This is a genomic window from Methylorubrum pseudosasae, from assembly GCF_029504475.1.
GTDB lineage: Bacteria > Pseudomonadota > Alphaproteobacteria > Rhizobiales > Beijerinckiaceae > Methylobacterium > Methylobacterium extorquens.
Genome location: NZ_JAQGDU010000002.1, coordinates 4,517,966 through 4,531,452, shown reverse-complemented (window position 1 = coordinate 4,531,452; position 13,487 = coordinate 4,517,966). Strand labels below are relative to the sequence as shown.

Here is a 13,487-nt window from a genome sequence, read left to right as displayed (position 1 = left end):
TGAGAGCAAACAGATGTCCCGTCGTCACTCTGCCGAGAAGCGCGAGATCATCCCGGACGCCAAGTACGGCGACGTCGTCCTGACCAAGTTCATGAATTCCATCATGTACGAGGGCAAGAAGTCGACCGCCGAGCGGATCGTCTACGGTGCGTTCGACATCGTCGAGAACCGCGCCCGCGCCAACCCGATCGAGGTGTTCCGCGCCGCGCTCGACAACGTCGCCCCGGCGATCGAGGTCCGTTCCCGCCGCGTCGGTGGCGCGACCTACCAGGTTCCGGTCGAAGTCCGCACCGAGCGCCGTCAGGCTCTCGCGATCCGCTGGCTGATCCAGGCCGCCCGCGGCCGCAACGACCGGACCATGATCGAGCGTCTCTCCGCCGAGCTGCTCGACGCCGCCAACAACCGCGGCAACGCGGTCAAGAAGCGTGAAGACACCCACCGGATGGCCGAGGCCAACCGCGCCTTCTCGCACTACCGCTGGTAATTCGCCTGTCGAGCGCGGCCACCGGGCCGCGCTCCAAGCCCGCTTTCTCCCGGAGAGACCCCGATGCCCCGCACGCATGCGATCGAGGACTACCGTAACTTCGGCATCATGGCTCACATCGATGCCGGCAAGACCACGACGACCGAGCGGATCCTCTACTACACCGGCAAGTCCCATAAGATCGGCGAAGTCCATGAGGGCGCCGCGACGATGGACTGGATGGAGCAGGAGCAGGAGCGTGGCATCACGATCACCTCGGCTGCGACCACCTGCTTCTGGCGCGACAAGCGCCTGAACATCATCGACACCCCCGGCCACGTCGACTTCACCATCGAGGTGGAGCGCTCGCTCCGCGTGCTCGACGGCGCCGTCTGCGTGCTCGACGGCAACCAGGGCGTCGAGCCCCAGACCGAGACCGTGTGGCGTCAGGCTGACAAGTACGACGTGCCGCGCGTCGTGTTCGTCAACAAGATGGACAAGATCGGCGCCGACTTCTTCAAGTGCGTCGCCGACATCATCGGCCGCGTCGCCGGTAAGCCCGTCTGCCTGCAGCTGCCGATCGGTGCCGAGTCCAGCTTCAAGGGCGTCATCGACCTCATCAAGATGAAGGCGATCGTTTGGTCGGGTGAGGCGCTTGGCGCCAACTTCTCCGAGGAGGAGATCCCGGCCGATCTCGCCGATCAGGCGGTCGAGTACCGCACCAAGATGATCGAGGCCTGCGTCGAGCTCGACGACGACGCGATGACCGCCTACCTCGACGGCGTGGAGCCGGACGAGGAGACCCTGCGCAAGCTCGTGCGCAAGGCGGTTCAGCTTCGTGCCTTCCATCCGGTGCTGTGCGGCTCGGCCTTCAAGAACAAGGGCGTGCAGCCGCTCCTCGACGCCGTCGTCGATTACCTGCCGTCTCCCGCCGACCGCGGCGAGATCAAGGGCCTCGACTTCAAGACCGAGGAAGAGGTGGTCCGCCACCCGACCGACAGCGATCCCTTCTCCATGCTCGCCTTCAAGATCATGGACGATCCCCACGTCGGAACGATCACCTTCTGCCGCGTCTATTCCGGCAAGGTCGAGTCGGGCGCCAACGTCATCAACTCGTCGCGCGACAAGAAAGAGCGCGTCGGCCGCATGTTGCTGATGCACGCCAACAACCGTGAGGACGTGAAGGAAGCCTTCGCCGGCGACATCGTCGCCCTGGCCGGTCTCAAGGACACCCGCACCGGCGATACGCTGTGCGATCCGAAGGACGCGGTGATCCTCGAGAAGATGGAGTTCCCCGAGCCCGTCATCGAGATCGCCGTCGAGCCGAAGTCGAAGGCCGATCAGGAGAAGCTCGGCATCGCACTCTCGAAGCTCGCCGCCGAGGATCCGTCCTTCCGGGTCTCGACCGACCAGGAATCCGGCCAGACCATCCTTCGCGGGATGGGCGAGCTCCACCTCGACATCAAGGTCGATATCCTGCGCCCGTACCTATAAGGTCGACGCGAATATCGGTCAGCCGCAGGTGGCGTACCGTGAGAAGCTGACCCGGCGTCAGGAGATCGACTACACCCACAAGAAGCAGACCGGTGGTACCGGTCAGTTCGCCCGGGTGAAGTTCGTGGTCGAGCCGAACGAGCCGGGCGCCGGCTTCGCCTTCGAGTCGAAGATCGTCGGCGGTGCGGTGCCGAAGGAGTACATCCCCGGCGTCGAGAAGGGCCTCAACTCGGTCCTCGGCGCGGGCGTGCTCGCCGGCTTCCCCGTGGTCGACGTCAAGGTCGAGCTGATCGACGGCGCCTACCACGACGTCGACTCCTCGGCGCTGGCCTTCGAAATCGCCTCCCGCGCCGCCTTCCGTGAGGCGCTGCAGAAGGGCGGATCGGTTCTGCTCGAGCCGGTGATGAAGGTCGAAGTGGTTTCGCCGGAAGAGTATACCGGCTCGGTCATCGGCGACCTCAACTCCCGCCGCGGCCAGATCCAGGGCCAGGACATGCGCGGCAACGCCAACGTCATCAACGCGATGGTGCCGCTGGCCAACATGTTCGGCTACGTGAACCAGTTGCGCTCCTTCTCCCAGGGACGCGCCAACTTCACGATGCAGTTCGACCATTACGAGGAAGTGCCGCGCGGCGAGGCCGACAAGGTCATTGCCAAGTACGCCTGACGCGAACGCGTCAAACTTCCTCGATCAACGACACTGACGATTAGGAGGCCCTGATGGGTAAGGAAAAGTTCTCCCGTACCAAGCCGCACTGCAACATCGGCACGATCGGGCACGTGGATCACGGCAAGACGTCGCTGACGGCGGCGATCACGAAGGTTCTGGCGGAGTCGGGCGGGGCGACCTTCACGGCCTACGACCAGATCGACAAGGCGCCGGAAGAGAAGGCGCGCGGCATCACGATCTCGACCGCCCACGTCGAGTACGAGACGACCAACCGCCACTACGCGCACGTCGACTGCCCCGGCCACGCCGACTACGTGAAGAACATGATCACCGGTGCCGCCCAGATGGACGGCGCGATCCTGGTCGTGTCCGCCGCCGACGGCCCGATGCCGCAGACCCGCGAGCACATCCTGCTCGCCCGTCAGGTCGGCGTGCCGGCGCTGGTGGTGTTCCTCAACAAGGTCGACATGGTCGATGACGAGGAGCTCCTGGAGCTGGTCGAGCTGGAGGTGCGCGAGCTCCTCTCCAAGTACGACTTCCCCGGCGACGACATCCCGATCACCAAGGGCTCGGCCCTGATGGCGCTCGAGGACAAGGAGCCCAAGATCGGCAAGGAAGCCGTTCTGGCGCTGATGGCGACCGTGGACGAGTACATCCCGCAGCCGGAGCGTCCGATCGACATGCCGTTCCTGATGCCGATCGAGGACGTGTTCTCGATCTCGGGCCGCGGCACGGTGGTGACGGGTCGCGTCGAGCGCGGCATCGTCAAGGTCGGTGAGTCGGTTGAGATCGTCGGCATCCGCCCGACGACGACGACGACGGTGACTGGCGTCGAGATGTTCCGCAAGCTGCTCGACCAGGGCCAGGCGGGCGACAACGTCGGCGTGCTGCTGCGCGGCACGAAGCGCGAGGACGTGGAGCGCGGCCAGGTCGTGTGCAAGCCAGGTTCGGTCAAGCCGCACTCGAAGTTCAAGGCCGAGGCCTACATCCTGACGAAGGAAGAGGGCGGCCGCCACACGCCGTTCTTCACCAACTACCGCCCGCAGTTCTACTTCCGCACGACGGACGTGACCGGCGTGTGCACGCTGCCCGAGGGCACCGAGATGGTGATGCCGGGCGACAACGTGACCATGGACGTGGTGCTGATCGTGCCGGTGGCCATGGAAGAGAAGCTGCGCTTCGCCATCCGCGAGGGTGGTCGCACCGTCGGTGCCGGCGTCGTCGCCGCCATCAACGACTAACCGCAAGCATCATCGACAGGGGACGTAAGAGGGGCGGGCCCTCGCGCCCGCTCCTCAACGTTTCCGCCGAGGTCAGGTCATGAACGGTCAGAACATCCGCATTCGCCTTAAGGCGTTCGATCACCGCATCCTCGATGCGTCCACCAAGGAAATCGTCTCGACCGCGCGCCGGACTGGCGCGCAGATCCGGGGCCCGATCCCGCTGCCGACCCATATCGAGAAGTTCACGGTGAACCGTTCGCCGCACATCGATAAGAAGTCGCGCGAGCAGTTCGAGATGCGCACGCACAAGCGGGTGCTCGATATCGTCGACCCGACGCCGCAGACCGTGGACGCGCTGATGAAGCTCGACCTCGCCGCTGGCGTGGACGTGGAGATCAAGCTCTAAGTCCGCGTCGGATTTAGAGCTTACCGTTTCATCGCGCGAGGGAGAGACCTATGCGCTCAGGCGTCATCGCACGGAAGGTCGGCATGACCCGCGTCTTTACAGACGCTGGCGAGCATGTGCCCGTCACTGTGCTCCAGATTGATCAGTGCCAAGTTGTGGCACACCGCACGACCGAGAAGGATGGCTACGTCGCCCTCCAGGTCGGCATCGGCAAGGCCAAGGTAAAGAACGTGTCGCAGGCCGAGCGCGGCCGCTTCGCGGTCGCCAAGGTCGAGCCCAAGAAGAAGCTCGCCGAGTTCCGCGTGTCCGAGGACGCGCTGATCCCGGTCGGTGCCGAAATCACGGCCGACCACTTCATCCCGGGCCAGTTCGTCGATGTGACGGGCACCAGCACGGGTAAGGGGTTTGCCGGCGGTATGAAGCGCTGGAACTTCGGCGGTCTGCGCGCCACCCACGGCGTGTCGATCTCCCACCGTTCGATCGGTTCGACCGGCGGCCGTCAGGATCCGGGCAAGACCTTCAAGAACAAGAAGATGCCGGGTCACCTGGGTGTCGAGCGTGTGACCACGCAGAACCTCAAGGTCGTCCGCACCGATCCGGAGCGCGGCCTCATCCTCGTCGAAGGCGCCGTCCCCGGTGTCGCCGGCGGCTGGATCCAGGTTCGCGACTCGGTCAAGCGCAAGCTGCCGGCCGATGTGCCGCTGCCGGGCAAGTTCCGTGAGAACGGCTCTGCCGGCGCGTCCCAGGTCGAGGCGGCCCCCGAGGCTCCGGCGTCCGAGGAGAACGCGTGATGAAACTCGATATCACCACGCTCGACGGCGGCTCCGCCGGCTCGGTCGAGCTCAACGAGGCGATCTACGGCCTCGAGCCGCGCGCCGACATCCTGCAGCGGATGGTGCGCTACCAGCTCGCCAAGCGGCGCGCCGGCACGCACGCCGTCAAGAACCGCTCGGACGTCGATCGCACGTCGAAGAAGCTGTACAAGCAGAAGGGCACCGGTAACGCCCGTCACGGCGCTGCCTCCGCTCCGCAGTTCCGCGGCGGCGGCCGGGCCTTCGGTCCGGTGGTGCGCGACCACAGCCACGACCTTCCCAAGAAGGTTCGCGCGCTGGCGCTCAAGCACGCCCTCTCGGCCAAGGCCAAGGCTTCGACCCTGATCGTCGTCGACGACATCAAGGTCGACAACCACAAGACCAAGGCCATGATCGAGCGCTTCGAGAAGCTCGGTCTGTCGAGCGCGCTGATCATCGGCGGCTCTGAAGTGGACGAGAACTTCGGCCGCGCCGCCCGCGCCATTCCGAAGATCGATGTGCTGCCCGTCCAGGGCATCAACGTCTACGACATCCTGCGCCGCGACACGCTCGTGCTGACGCGCGCCGCCGTCGATGCGCTGGAGGAGCGTTTCAAATGAGTGCCGATCCGCGCCACTACGACATCATCGTCTCCCCCGTGATCACGGAGAAGGCGACCAACCTCACCGAGCAGAACAAGGTCGTCTTCCGGGTTGCCCCGAAGGCCACCAAGCCGCAGATCAAGGAAGCGGTCGAGCGTCTGTTCGACGTCAAGGTCACGGGCGTGAACACGCTCACGACCAAGGGCAAGAAGAAGTTCTTCCGCGGGCAGCGCGGGCAGCGTTCGGACGTGAAGAAGGCGATCGTGACCCTCGCCGAGGGTGATACGATCGACGTCACGACCGGCCTCTGAGACTTGAAGCGTTAGGATCAAGCCGATGGCCTTGAAGACATTCAAACCGGTCACGCCGAGCCTGCGCCAGCTCGTGCTCGTCGATCGCCGTGAGCTCTACAAGGGCAAGCCGGTGAAGGCGCTGACCGAGGGCAAGAGCTCCTCGGGCGGCCGCAACAACCTGGGCCGCATCACCGTCCGCTTCCGCGGCGGTGGTCATAAGCGGGTCCTGCGCAACGTCGACTTCAAGCGTCGCGAGAACCTCAACGTTCCCGCGACGGTGGAGCGGATCGAGTACGATCCGAACCGGACGGCGTTCATCGCGCTCATCACCTTCCCCGATGGGAAGCAGAGCTACATCCTCGCCCCCCAGCGCCTGTCGCCGGGTGACAAGGTGATCGCCGGTGAGAGCGTCGACGTGAAGCCGGGCAATGCGGCTCCGATCGGCTCCATGCCGGTGGGCACCATCGTCCACAACGTCGAGCTGAAGATCGGCAAGGGCGGCGCGATCGCCCGCTCCGCTGGCAACTACGCTCAGATCGTCGGACGCGACCAGGGCTACGTGACGCTGCGCCTGAACTCGGGCGAGCAGCGCCTCGTGCACGGTCAGTGCTTCGCGACCGTGGGTGCGGTGTCGAACCCGGACCACATGAACATCTCGCTGGGCAAGGCCGGCCGTAACCGCTGGCTCGGCAAGCGTCCGCACGTTCGCGGCGTCGCCATGAACCCGGTGGATCACCCGCACGGCGGCGGCGAGGGTCGTACCTCGGGCGGCCGGAACCCGGTCACGCCCTGGGGCGTGCCCACCAAGGGGAAGAAGACCCGGTCCAACAAGCGGACCGACACCTTCATCCTGTCCAGCCGCCATAACCGCAAGAAGTAACAGCCATGGCACGTTCCCTCTGGAAAGGGCCGTTCGTCGACGGCTACCTCCTCAAGAAGGCCGACGCCGCCCGCGGCGGCAGCCGCAACGAGGTCGTCAAGATCTGGAGCCGTCGCTCCACGATCCTTCCGCAGTTCGTGGGCATCACCTTCGGTGTGCACAACGGACACAAGCATATCCCGGTCTACGTCACCGAGGAGATGGTCGGTCACAAGTTCGGCGAGTTCTCGCCGACCCGCACCTTCCCCGGTCACGCGGCCGACAAGAAGGCAAAGAGGCGCTGAGATGGGCAAGCCTGCCACCCCCCGCGCGCTCCCCGAGAACGAGGCGAAGGCCGTCGCGCGGATGCTCCGCGTGTCGCCCCAAAAGCTCAACCTCGTGGCGGCGTTGATCCGCGGCAAGAAGGTCGATACGGCCCTTGCCGATCTCGAATTCTCCCGCAAGCGCATCGCCCGCGATGTGAAGAAGTGCCTGGAGAGCGCGATCGCCAACGCCGAGAACAACCACGATCTCGACGTGGACGATCTCGTCGTCTCCCAGGCCTTCGTCGGCAAGGCGCTGGTGCTCAAGCGCTTCCACGCCCGTGCCCGCGGTCGCGGCGCGCGCATCCTGAAGCCCTTTGCGAACCTCACGATCGTGGTTCGCGAAGTGCGCGCTGAAGCGGCCTGAGGAGTTTACCGATGGGTCAGAAGATCAATCCGATCGGCCTGCGTCTCGGCATCAACCGGACCTGGGATTCCCGCTGGTTCGCCGAGAAGGGCGAGTATGCCAAGCTGATGCATGAGGACGTGGCCATCCGCGCCGCCCTCATGAAGCAGCTCAAGCAGGCCGCCGTCTCGAAGATCGTCATCGAGCGCCCGCACCGGAAGTGCCGCGTCACCATCCACTCGGGCCGTCCGGGCGTGGTGATCGGCAAGAAGGGCGCGGACATCGAGAAGCTGCGTAAGCTCGTCGGCACGATGACCAAGGCCGACGTGACCATCAACATCGTCGAGGTGCGTAAGCCTGAGATCGATGCCACCCTGGTGGCCGAGTCGATCGCACAGCAGCTCGAGCGCCGTGTCGCCTTCCGTCGCGCCATGAAGCGCGCCGTGCAGTCGGCCATGCGTCTCGGCGCCGAGGGCATCCGCATCAACTGCGCCGGCCGTCTCGGCGGCGCGGAGATCGCCCGCACCGAGTGGTACCGCGAGGGCCGCGTGCCCCTGCATACGCTTCGTGCTGACGTCGATTACGGCACCGCCACTGCCTTCACGACCTACGGGACGTGCGGCATCAAGGTGTGGGTGTTCAAGGGCGAGATCCTCGAGCACGACCCGATGGCGCAGGACAAGAAGGCCCAGGAAGAGGGTGGCCGTTCCGGCGGGCGCCGCGAGCGTGACGGTGACGACCGGGGTGGCCGCGGCCGCCGCGAGCCGTCGCACGCCTGACGCTCGATCAAGCAGAAATCTTGAGAGGCTGCCATGCTGCAACCCAAGAAGACCAAATTTCGTAAGCAGTTCAAGGGTCGCATCAGTGGCGCGGCCAAGGGCGGCTTCGAGCTGAACTTCGGCCAGTTCGGCCTCAAGTGCCTGGAGCCCGAGCGCATCACCGCGCGGCAGATCGAGGCGGCCCGCCGCGCGATCACCCGTGAGATGAAGCGTCAGGGCCGGGTGTGGATCCGGGTGTTCCCGGATCTGCCCGTCACCGCCAAGCCCACCGAGGTCCGCATGGGCTCCGGTAAGGGTGCGCCGGAATATTGGGCGGCCCGGGTCCATCCCGGCCGCATCATGTTCGAGGTGGATGGCGTTGCCGAGGACATCGCCCGCGAGGCCCTGCGCCTCGGAGCCGCGAAGCTGCCGGTGCGCACCCGCGTCATCCAGCGCATCGCTGATTGATAGGAAGAGATCATGAAGTCCGACCAGAGACTGTCTGATCTGCGCGCTCTGTCGGCGGATCAGCTTTCCGACGAGCTCATCAGCCTGAAGAAGGAGCAGTTCAACCTGCGCTTCCAGGGCGCGACGGGCCAACTTGAGAACGTCGCCCGGGTCCGTGAGGTCCGCCGCGACATCGCCCGTGTCCGCACGCTGCAGCGTCAGAAGACGCTGGACGCGGCCAAGGCCTGAGGAGATTCCACATGCCCAAGCGCGTCCTTCAAGGCGTCGTCGTCAGCGACAAGACCGATAAGACCATCGTCGTGAAGGTGGAGCGTCGCTTCACCCACCCGGTGATGAAGAAGACGGTTCGCCGTTCGAAGAACTACCATGCGCACGACGAGGCCAATGCGGCCAAGATCGGCCAGACGGTGTTCATCGAAGAGTCCCGTCCCTACTCCAAGACCAAGACCTGGAAGCTGGTCGACGACCAGGCTGCGGCGGCCGAAGCGGCCGGCACAGCGGCTTAAAAGCCTTACCCATAACAGTGACGGTGCGGGCGTGGAGCGAGAGTTCCGCGCCCGTTTTCGTTCGTCCGCTGAAAACGGGCGCTGCATGCCCGCGGCGTGCATCCTCGGCCACGACGGTCACGTCGTCATCCTCGGGCGGCTCCGTCGTTCCTTGTGAGGCTGAAGTGCGGATCACCGGCCCTGCCGCAACGGTAGGCCTTACGCGTGTGGCATGGGCGTGAGTCGCCGCCGTACTCTCATGGCCGAAGCATTCTGCCGGCAGCGTTTCGCTGAACGGTGCCGATCGGCTTCGGCCGAAGCTCGGCCGCGGGAACTTGCAGGCGCTGCTCGCGCCAATGGCCGATGTCTCGAGCACCCACGGAAGTTTTGCCCTTTTAGAAGGTCGCGCGCATGCCCTGAAACTTGGGTCGGCAAGCACGCGAAGGGCGAGGGGACACGTCCAAGTGTATCGACAGACCAGTCGACGCCTCAAAATGTTCTTCCGAGACGCGATGTGATGCAGAGGATTGATCAGTTCGTTTGTTTCAGGGATCGCTGTTTGGAGCGATCGGTTTTGTCACCTGCTCGGGTGCTGTTTTTCGCCGCTCGATCGACACGTTCTTTGAAGGGCCCTGCGAAGGTGCGGCGGCCCCTGAAGGAGCGCAGGGATGTCCCGCAACTTCGACCAAGCCTGGGAAGCGCTCGTCGCGCATTTCGGAGCCGAGCAGGTCAACGGCATCACGAGTTCCCGCCGGCAGTTCGGCGCCCATGTGCTGCCTGACCTTCAGGCGGCCGTTGTGGCTGAGATCGGCTCGGTCGCCTCTGTGCTGCTGGGTGTGCACCAAATCTACGACCAACTGCCGCTGACGATTTCCAGTCTGCTGGTCCGTCAGGGTCAGTACACGATCTCCGTCACGCCGCTGCAGTATCAGGACTTGGATGTCGGCGACGCGGAGCCTTTCGCCGCTCTGAACAACGGCTTGTGGCTCTTCCATGTCGAGCAGCGTCCCGTCGCAGTCCTGCTCTCGCATTATTTCAAGTTCCACGAAGGAACCTTCGCCCAGGTCGAAATCGCGACCCTGCCGGATCTGGCTTCGCTGGCCTTCGCGCGCGGCTTCCTCGCGGCCGTTCAGTCGGCCGGTGCGAACTCGACGCTCTATCGCGGTAAGGTTCTCTCCTTCGAATCCGGCTCCGACTATTCCGGCATGAAAGCCGCCCTGCAGGTGCACAAGTTGCCTGTCGTCGCGCGCGAGGCCGTGATCCTCGACGCCGCAACGATGGCGCGGCTCGACCGGCACGTCTTCGAGTTCGACCGGCATCGCGACGCGCTGAAGCGGCTCGGGCAATCGACGCGGAAGGGACTTCTACTCTACGGGCCGCCCGGCATCGGCAAGACGCATGTGATCCGCTATGTCGCTTCCAACCTTCCCGAGCGCACGACGGTGCTCATCACCGCAGAGGAGGTCTCCAACCTCCAACAGTACATGTTGCTCGCACGCACCCTCCAACCCAGCATCGTCGTGCTGGAGGATGTCGATCTGGTCGGCCGCTCCCGCGAGGGTATGAACAGTCCGAAGACGGAGGTGCTCCTCAACCGTCTGCTGAACGAGATGGACGGCCTGCACGACGACGCCGACGTGCTGTTCATCCTCACCACGAACCGGCCGGAGGAGATCGAGGATGCTCTCGCCTCGCGCCCTGGCCGCGTGGACGAGGCGATCGAGATCGCAAACCCCGACGCGGCCTGCCGTACCCGGCTTGTCAGCCTCTACGGAGACGCCATCGATTTCGAGGAGGGGGCGATCGATGCCGTTGTCACCCGATCGGAAGGAGCGAGCGCCGCGTTCATCAAGGAGATGGTCCGTCGTCTCGCCCAAGCCACGATCGCCGCGGGGACGGGCAACCGGATCACGGTTGCAACGGTCGAGTCCGTCCTCGGCGAGGCCGTCGGAAGCCGCAACCGCATCGGTCGCCGCATCGTCGGCCTGGCATCCGGCGCGCCCGAGCGTGCCGGCAAGCAGGCGCCGCCCTTCGACGGCTGCTGTGACGATCTCTAGATCTGCGAGCGGCCCACTGAAGTCAGTCACCGACCAGGGAACGGCCACGGTAGGGCCGGCATCGGCCGCGCCCTTCCTGCGATGGCTGGACGGGGCCTGAGAGGCGCTTGCTCACTCAGGCTGGCCGTAGCTGCGGAAACCACACTCCGCCCGCTACAAGCGCCCGTAGACGCTCCGATACGGCAGCGAGGGAGGGCGCAGGCCCGCCGCTCAGCCCTTCCGCTTCGGATCGCGGTTTCCGGCGGCACGGATCAGGCCGGCGAGACCGGCCTCGATCACCATGTCGGCGGCCTCCGAGGGCGTGAACCAACGGGCATCGCGCTGGCCGCGTTCGGGAAACTTCTTGAGCTGCTTGCGCACCTCGAGAGGAAACACCTTCACTTGGCAGAGAACCGCGTCGCGGTTCTTCAGGCGCTTCTCGTAGAGATAGAAGCCGATCGGTTGCTTGCCGACGCGGCCGACGACACCGGCCTCCTCATAAGCCTCCTGGGCCGCCGCCTCGAAGGGCTTGCGCCCCTTCATCGGCCATCCCTTCGGGATGACCCAGCGTCGCGTCTCCCGCGAGGTGACGAGCAGAACCTCCGTGCCACCCTCCGGTGTCCGGCGCATCGGCAACACGCCGACCTGGGGCCGCGCTTCGCGGCTGCTATCGATCGGGCCGGCCGTCATGCTGCTGAAACGCCCTGCGGCCGGCGCGGTTCGCGCTTAGCGCTTGCCGCCGGGCCTGTCCCGAGCGGGCACAGACAAGGCCAAACTTCCTTGAAAGAATGATGACGGGAAGGCACGTCGCTGCGATCGAGGCTGCCGTCGCATCCGGACGATGAGCGACAGGGGGTCACTAACGGAATCTTAGGCCGCTACTCAACCGAAATTTATCCGGCAAAATGGCTGCGAACCGAGGCACACCGGCTCGGTCAGCCCGCCGTCGAAAGGTTTTCGATGAGGGCATTCAGGTCAGCCCGCATCGCCTGAATCTCCGGTTCCGACATGTTGAGCTGACACATCACGGACTGGCGTACGGCGATCGCCTCCGAGCGAAGCGCCCGGCCCTGATCGGTCAGCGCGATCTCGACCTCGCGTTCGTCGGACTGGCGACGATTGCGATTCAGCAATCCGCTCGTCTCCAGCCGTTTGAGCACCGGCGTGAGCGTGCCGGAATCGAGACGAAGGCGCCGGCCGATCTCGGACACGGTGACGCCGTCGTTCTCCCAGAGCACGAGAAGCACGAGATATTGCGGGTAAGTCAGCCCCATCCGTTCCAGCATCGGCCGATAGGATTTCGTCATCCGGTGGGCCGCGGCGTAGAGCGCGTAGCAGAGCTGGTTATCCAGCAGCAGCGGATCCCTCAGTACCTCTGCGCTCTCGTTGGGAGCATTCACGGTTCACATCCTGCCGTTCGACAACGCCTTCCGGCCTGCCGCACCGGGGAACGGGCGCCGGCTTGCCGATGATCCTCAACCCTGCCGCGCACCCGACGATAGCGGATGCAATACAGCAAGGCACATGCCCAATTGTCCCAGTGTCGACCTCCCGGTGGTTTCTCCACCGCCGGTTCGAACACTCGCCTTTTTTACCGCTCCCGGTCGAACACGCAAAAAGGCGGCCGTCGGGCCGCCTTTCGCATCGATCATCATGTCATGCGTTCCCCCGCAAAGCGGGGGAGCCGACCTCAGGCGGCTTCGGCCGTCTCGACCGAAGTCGGGCCGGAATCCTTACCGCGGGCGTCGACGTCGCGATCCACGAACTCGATGACGGCCATCGGAGCGTTGTCGCCGTAGCGGAAGCCGGCCTTCATGATGCGGCAGTAGCCACCCGGACGCGACTGGTAGCGCGGGCCGAGCACCGCGAAGAGCTTCTTGACCATGTCCGCATCGCGGATCTGGGCCATGGCGAGGCGGCGGGCGTGGATGCTGTCGGTACGGCCGAGCGAGATCAGCTTCTCGATGACCGGACGCAGATCCTTGGCCTTCGGCAGGGTGGTGACGATCTGCTCGTGCTTGATCAGCGCGGCCGACATGTTGGCGAACATCGACTTACGATGCTCGGTCGTGCGATTGAAGCGGCGACCGCGATAGCCGTGACGCATGGTGGCTGGTCCTTCTCAGTCTCGGCCGCCGTGCCACGGTACGGCCGAGTGCCCTGGGGGCTGTTTTCAGACAATCCGCGTAACCCTGCGGCGGGATCTTTTCGGACGTGCCCGCCCCGGCCTTGGCTGGGGCGGGAGGCAGCGCCGACCCAGTGGCTCAGCG

Annotated in this window: 17 protein-coding genes and 1 pseudogene; 15 read left to right on the top strand and 3 right to left on the bottom strand. The window is 65.2% G+C overall.

The genetic code is table 11. From position 1 onward, the window contains the following. Nucleotides 1-13 precede the first annotated feature (13 nt). The 15 genes and pseudogenes from rpsG (at nt 14) to M2437_RS22390 (ending at nt 11,238) form a co-directional block, all read left to right on the top strand. Nucleotides 14-484, top strand: a complete 471-nt coding sequence (gene rpsG / locus M2437_RS22460) for a 30S ribosomal protein S7 (RefSeq protein ID WP_004447768.1) — start codon at nt 14-16, stop codon at nt 482-484. A 63-nt stretch (nt 485-547) separates the two neighbouring features. Continuing rightward, nucleotides 548-2,624, top strand: a pseudogene (fusA, locus tag M2437_RS22455) (elongation factor G). Between the two features lie 53 nt (nt 2,625-2,677). Then, the gene (gene tuf / locus M2437_RS22450; RefSeq protein WP_012253644.1) at nt 2,678-3,868 is read left to right on the top strand and encodes an elongation factor Tu; all 1,191 of its coding nucleotides are present in this window, start codon (nt 2,678-2,680) and stop codon (nt 3,866-3,868) included. 79 nt (nt 3,869-3,947) lie between these two features. Next, entirely contained in the window at nt 3,948-4,256 is a 309-nt protein-coding gene (gene rpsJ / locus M2437_RS22445) for a 30S ribosomal protein S10 (protein WP_003597088.1), read from the top strand. 50 nt (nt 4,257-4,306) lie between these two features. Continuing rightward, nucleotides 4,307-5,047 (top strand): 50S ribosomal protein L3, encoded by a 741-nt coding sequence (gene rplC, locus M2437_RS22440; protein ID WP_253388724.1) that lies wholly within the window; start codon nt 4,307-4,309, stop codon nt 5,045-5,047. Beyond that, entirely contained in the window at nt 5,047-5,667 is a 621-nt protein-coding gene (gene rplD, locus M2437_RS22435; RefSeq protein WP_003597092.1) for a 50S ribosomal protein L4, read from the top strand. Before rplC ends, rplD begins: the two co-directional genes overlap by 1 nt. Beyond that, nucleotides 5,664-5,960, top strand: coding sequence for a 50S ribosomal protein L23 (locus M2437_RS22430; RefSeq protein WP_003597094.1), 297 nt, complete (start codon nt 5,664-5,666; stop codon nt 5,958-5,960). Before rplD ends, M2437_RS22430 begins: the two co-directional genes overlap by 4 nt. Before the next feature lie 25 nt (nt 5,961-5,985). Further along, the gene (gene rplB / locus M2437_RS22425; protein ID WP_012253645.1) at nt 5,986-6,822 is read left to right on the top strand and encodes a 50S ribosomal protein L2; all 837 of its coding nucleotides are present in this window, start codon (nt 5,986-5,988) and stop codon (nt 6,820-6,822) included. A 5-nt stretch (nt 6,823-6,827) separates the two neighbouring features. Then, complete coding sequence (gene rpsS, locus M2437_RS22420; RefSeq protein WP_003597098.1) at nt 6,828-7,106, top strand: 30S ribosomal protein S19; 279 nt, start codon at nt 6,828-6,830, stop codon at nt 7,104-7,106. 1 nt (nt 7,107) lies between these two features. Continuing rightward, nucleotides 7,108-7,491 (top strand): 50S ribosomal protein L22, encoded by a 384-nt coding sequence (gene rplV, locus M2437_RS22415; RefSeq protein ID WP_003597100.1) that lies wholly within the window; start codon nt 7,108-7,110, stop codon nt 7,489-7,491. Nucleotides 7,492-7,502: 11 nt separating this feature from the next. Next, entirely contained in the window at nt 7,503-8,249 is a 747-nt protein-coding gene (gene rpsC / locus M2437_RS22410) for a 30S ribosomal protein S3 (protein WP_003597102.1), read from the top strand. Between the two features lie 33 nt (nt 8,250-8,282). Further along, the gene (rplP, locus tag M2437_RS22405; RefSeq protein WP_003597105.1) at nt 8,283-8,696 is read left to right on the top strand and encodes a 50S ribosomal protein L16; all 414 of its coding nucleotides are present in this window, start codon (nt 8,283-8,285) and stop codon (nt 8,694-8,696) included. A gap of 12 nt (nt 8,697-8,708) precedes the next feature. Continuing rightward, nucleotides 8,709-8,924, top strand: coding sequence for a 50S ribosomal protein L29 (gene rpmC / locus M2437_RS22400; protein ID WP_003597107.1), 216 nt, complete (start codon nt 8,709-8,711; stop codon nt 8,922-8,924). Nucleotides 8,925-8,935: 11 nt separating this feature from the next. After that, complete coding sequence (gene rpsQ / locus M2437_RS22395; RefSeq protein WP_056198894.1) at nt 8,936-9,202, top strand: 30S ribosomal protein S17; 267 nt, start codon at nt 8,936-8,938, stop codon at nt 9,200-9,202. 647 nt (nt 9,203-9,849) lie between these two features. Further along, nucleotides 9,850-11,238 carry an AAA family ATPase gene (locus M2437_RS22390; RefSeq protein ID WP_253388723.1) on the top strand — a complete coding sequence of 463 codons (1,389 nt, stop codon included), beginning with the start codon at nt 9,850-9,852 and terminating at the stop codon, nt 11,236-11,238. 210 nt (nt 11,239-11,448) lie between these two features. Here M2437_RS22390 and M2437_RS22385 read toward each other — a convergent pair whose 3' ends face one another. The 3 genes from M2437_RS22385 to rplQ all read right to left on the bottom strand — a co-directional run bounded on the left by M2437_RS22385 (nt 11,449) and on the right by rplQ (nt 13,324). Continuing rightward, the gene (locus M2437_RS22385) at nt 11,449-11,907 is read right to left on the bottom strand and encodes an NUDIX hydrolase (protein WP_003597110.1); all 459 of its coding nucleotides are present in this window, start codon (nt 11,905-11,907) and stop codon (nt 11,449-11,451) included. A 245-nt stretch (nt 11,908-12,152) separates the two neighbouring features. After that, nucleotides 12,153-12,617, bottom strand: a complete 465-nt coding sequence (locus M2437_RS22380; protein WP_015822679.1) for a MarR family winged helix-turn-helix transcriptional regulator — start codon at nt 12,615-12,617, stop codon at nt 12,153-12,155. Between the two features lie 290 nt (nt 12,618-12,907). After that, nucleotides 12,908-13,324, bottom strand: a complete 417-nt coding sequence (gene rplQ, locus M2437_RS22375; RefSeq protein WP_253388722.1) for a 50S ribosomal protein L17 — start codon at nt 13,322-13,324, stop codon at nt 12,908-12,910. Between the last annotated feature and the right edge of the window lie 163 nt (nt 13,325-13,487).

Bases quoted from the DNA above. Each gene is read 5' to 3' on its own strand.
- rpsC (WP_003597102.1), top strand. From the start codon at position 7,503: ATGGGTCAGAAGATCAATCCGATCGGCCTGCGTCTCGGCATCAACCGG.
- rplV (WP_003597100.1), top strand. From the start codon at position 7,108: ATGGGCAAGCCTGCCACCCCCCGCGCGCTCCCCGAGAACGAGGCGAAG.
- rpsJ (WP_003597088.1), top strand. From the start codon at position 3,948: ATGAACGGTCAGAACATCCGCATTCGCCTTAAGGCGTTCGATCACCGC.
- rpsG (WP_004447768.1), top strand. From the start codon at position 14: ATGTCCCGTCGTCACTCTGCCGAGAAGCGCGAGATCATCCCGGACGCC.
- M2437_RS22385 (WP_003597110.1), bottom strand. From the start codon at position 11,907: ATGACGGCCGGCCCGATCGATAGCAGCCGCGAAGCGCGGCCCCAGGTC.
- rpsQ (WP_056198894.1), top strand. From the start codon at position 8,936: ATGCCCAAGCGCGTCCTTCAAGGCGTCGTCGTCAGCGACAAGACCGAT.
- rpsS (WP_003597098.1), top strand. From the start codon at position 6,828: ATGGCACGTTCCCTCTGGAAAGGGCCGTTCGTCGACGGCTACCTCCTC.
- rplQ (WP_253388722.1), bottom strand. From the start codon at position 13,324: ATGCGTCACGGCTATCGCGGTCGCCGCTTCAATCGCACGACCGAGCAT.
- tuf (WP_012253644.1), top strand. From the start codon at position 2,678: ATGGGTAAGGAAAAGTTCTCCCGTACCAAGCCGCACTGCAACATCGGC.
- rplC (WP_253388724.1), top strand. From the start codon at position 4,307: ATGCGCTCAGGCGTCATCGCACGGAAGGTCGGCATGACCCGCGTCTTT.
- M2437_RS22430 (WP_003597094.1), top strand. From the start codon at position 5,664: ATGAGTGCCGATCCGCGCCACTACGACATCATCGTCTCCCCCGTGATC.
- rpmC (WP_003597107.1), top strand. From the start codon at position 8,709: ATGAAGTCCGACCAGAGACTGTCTGATCTGCGCGCTCTGTCGGCGGAT.
- rplP (WP_003597105.1), top strand. From the start codon at position 8,283: ATGCTGCAACCCAAGAAGACCAAATTTCGTAAGCAGTTCAAGGGTCGC.
- M2437_RS22390 (WP_253388723.1), top strand. From the start codon at position 9,850: ATGTCCCGCAACTTCGACCAAGCCTGGGAAGCGCTCGTCGCGCATTTC.
- rplD (WP_003597092.1), top strand. From the start codon at position 5,047: ATGAAACTCGATATCACCACGCTCGACGGCGGCTCCGCCGGCTCGGTC.
- rplB (WP_012253645.1), top strand. From the start codon at position 5,986: ATGGCCTTGAAGACATTCAAACCGGTCACGCCGAGCCTGCGCCAGCTC.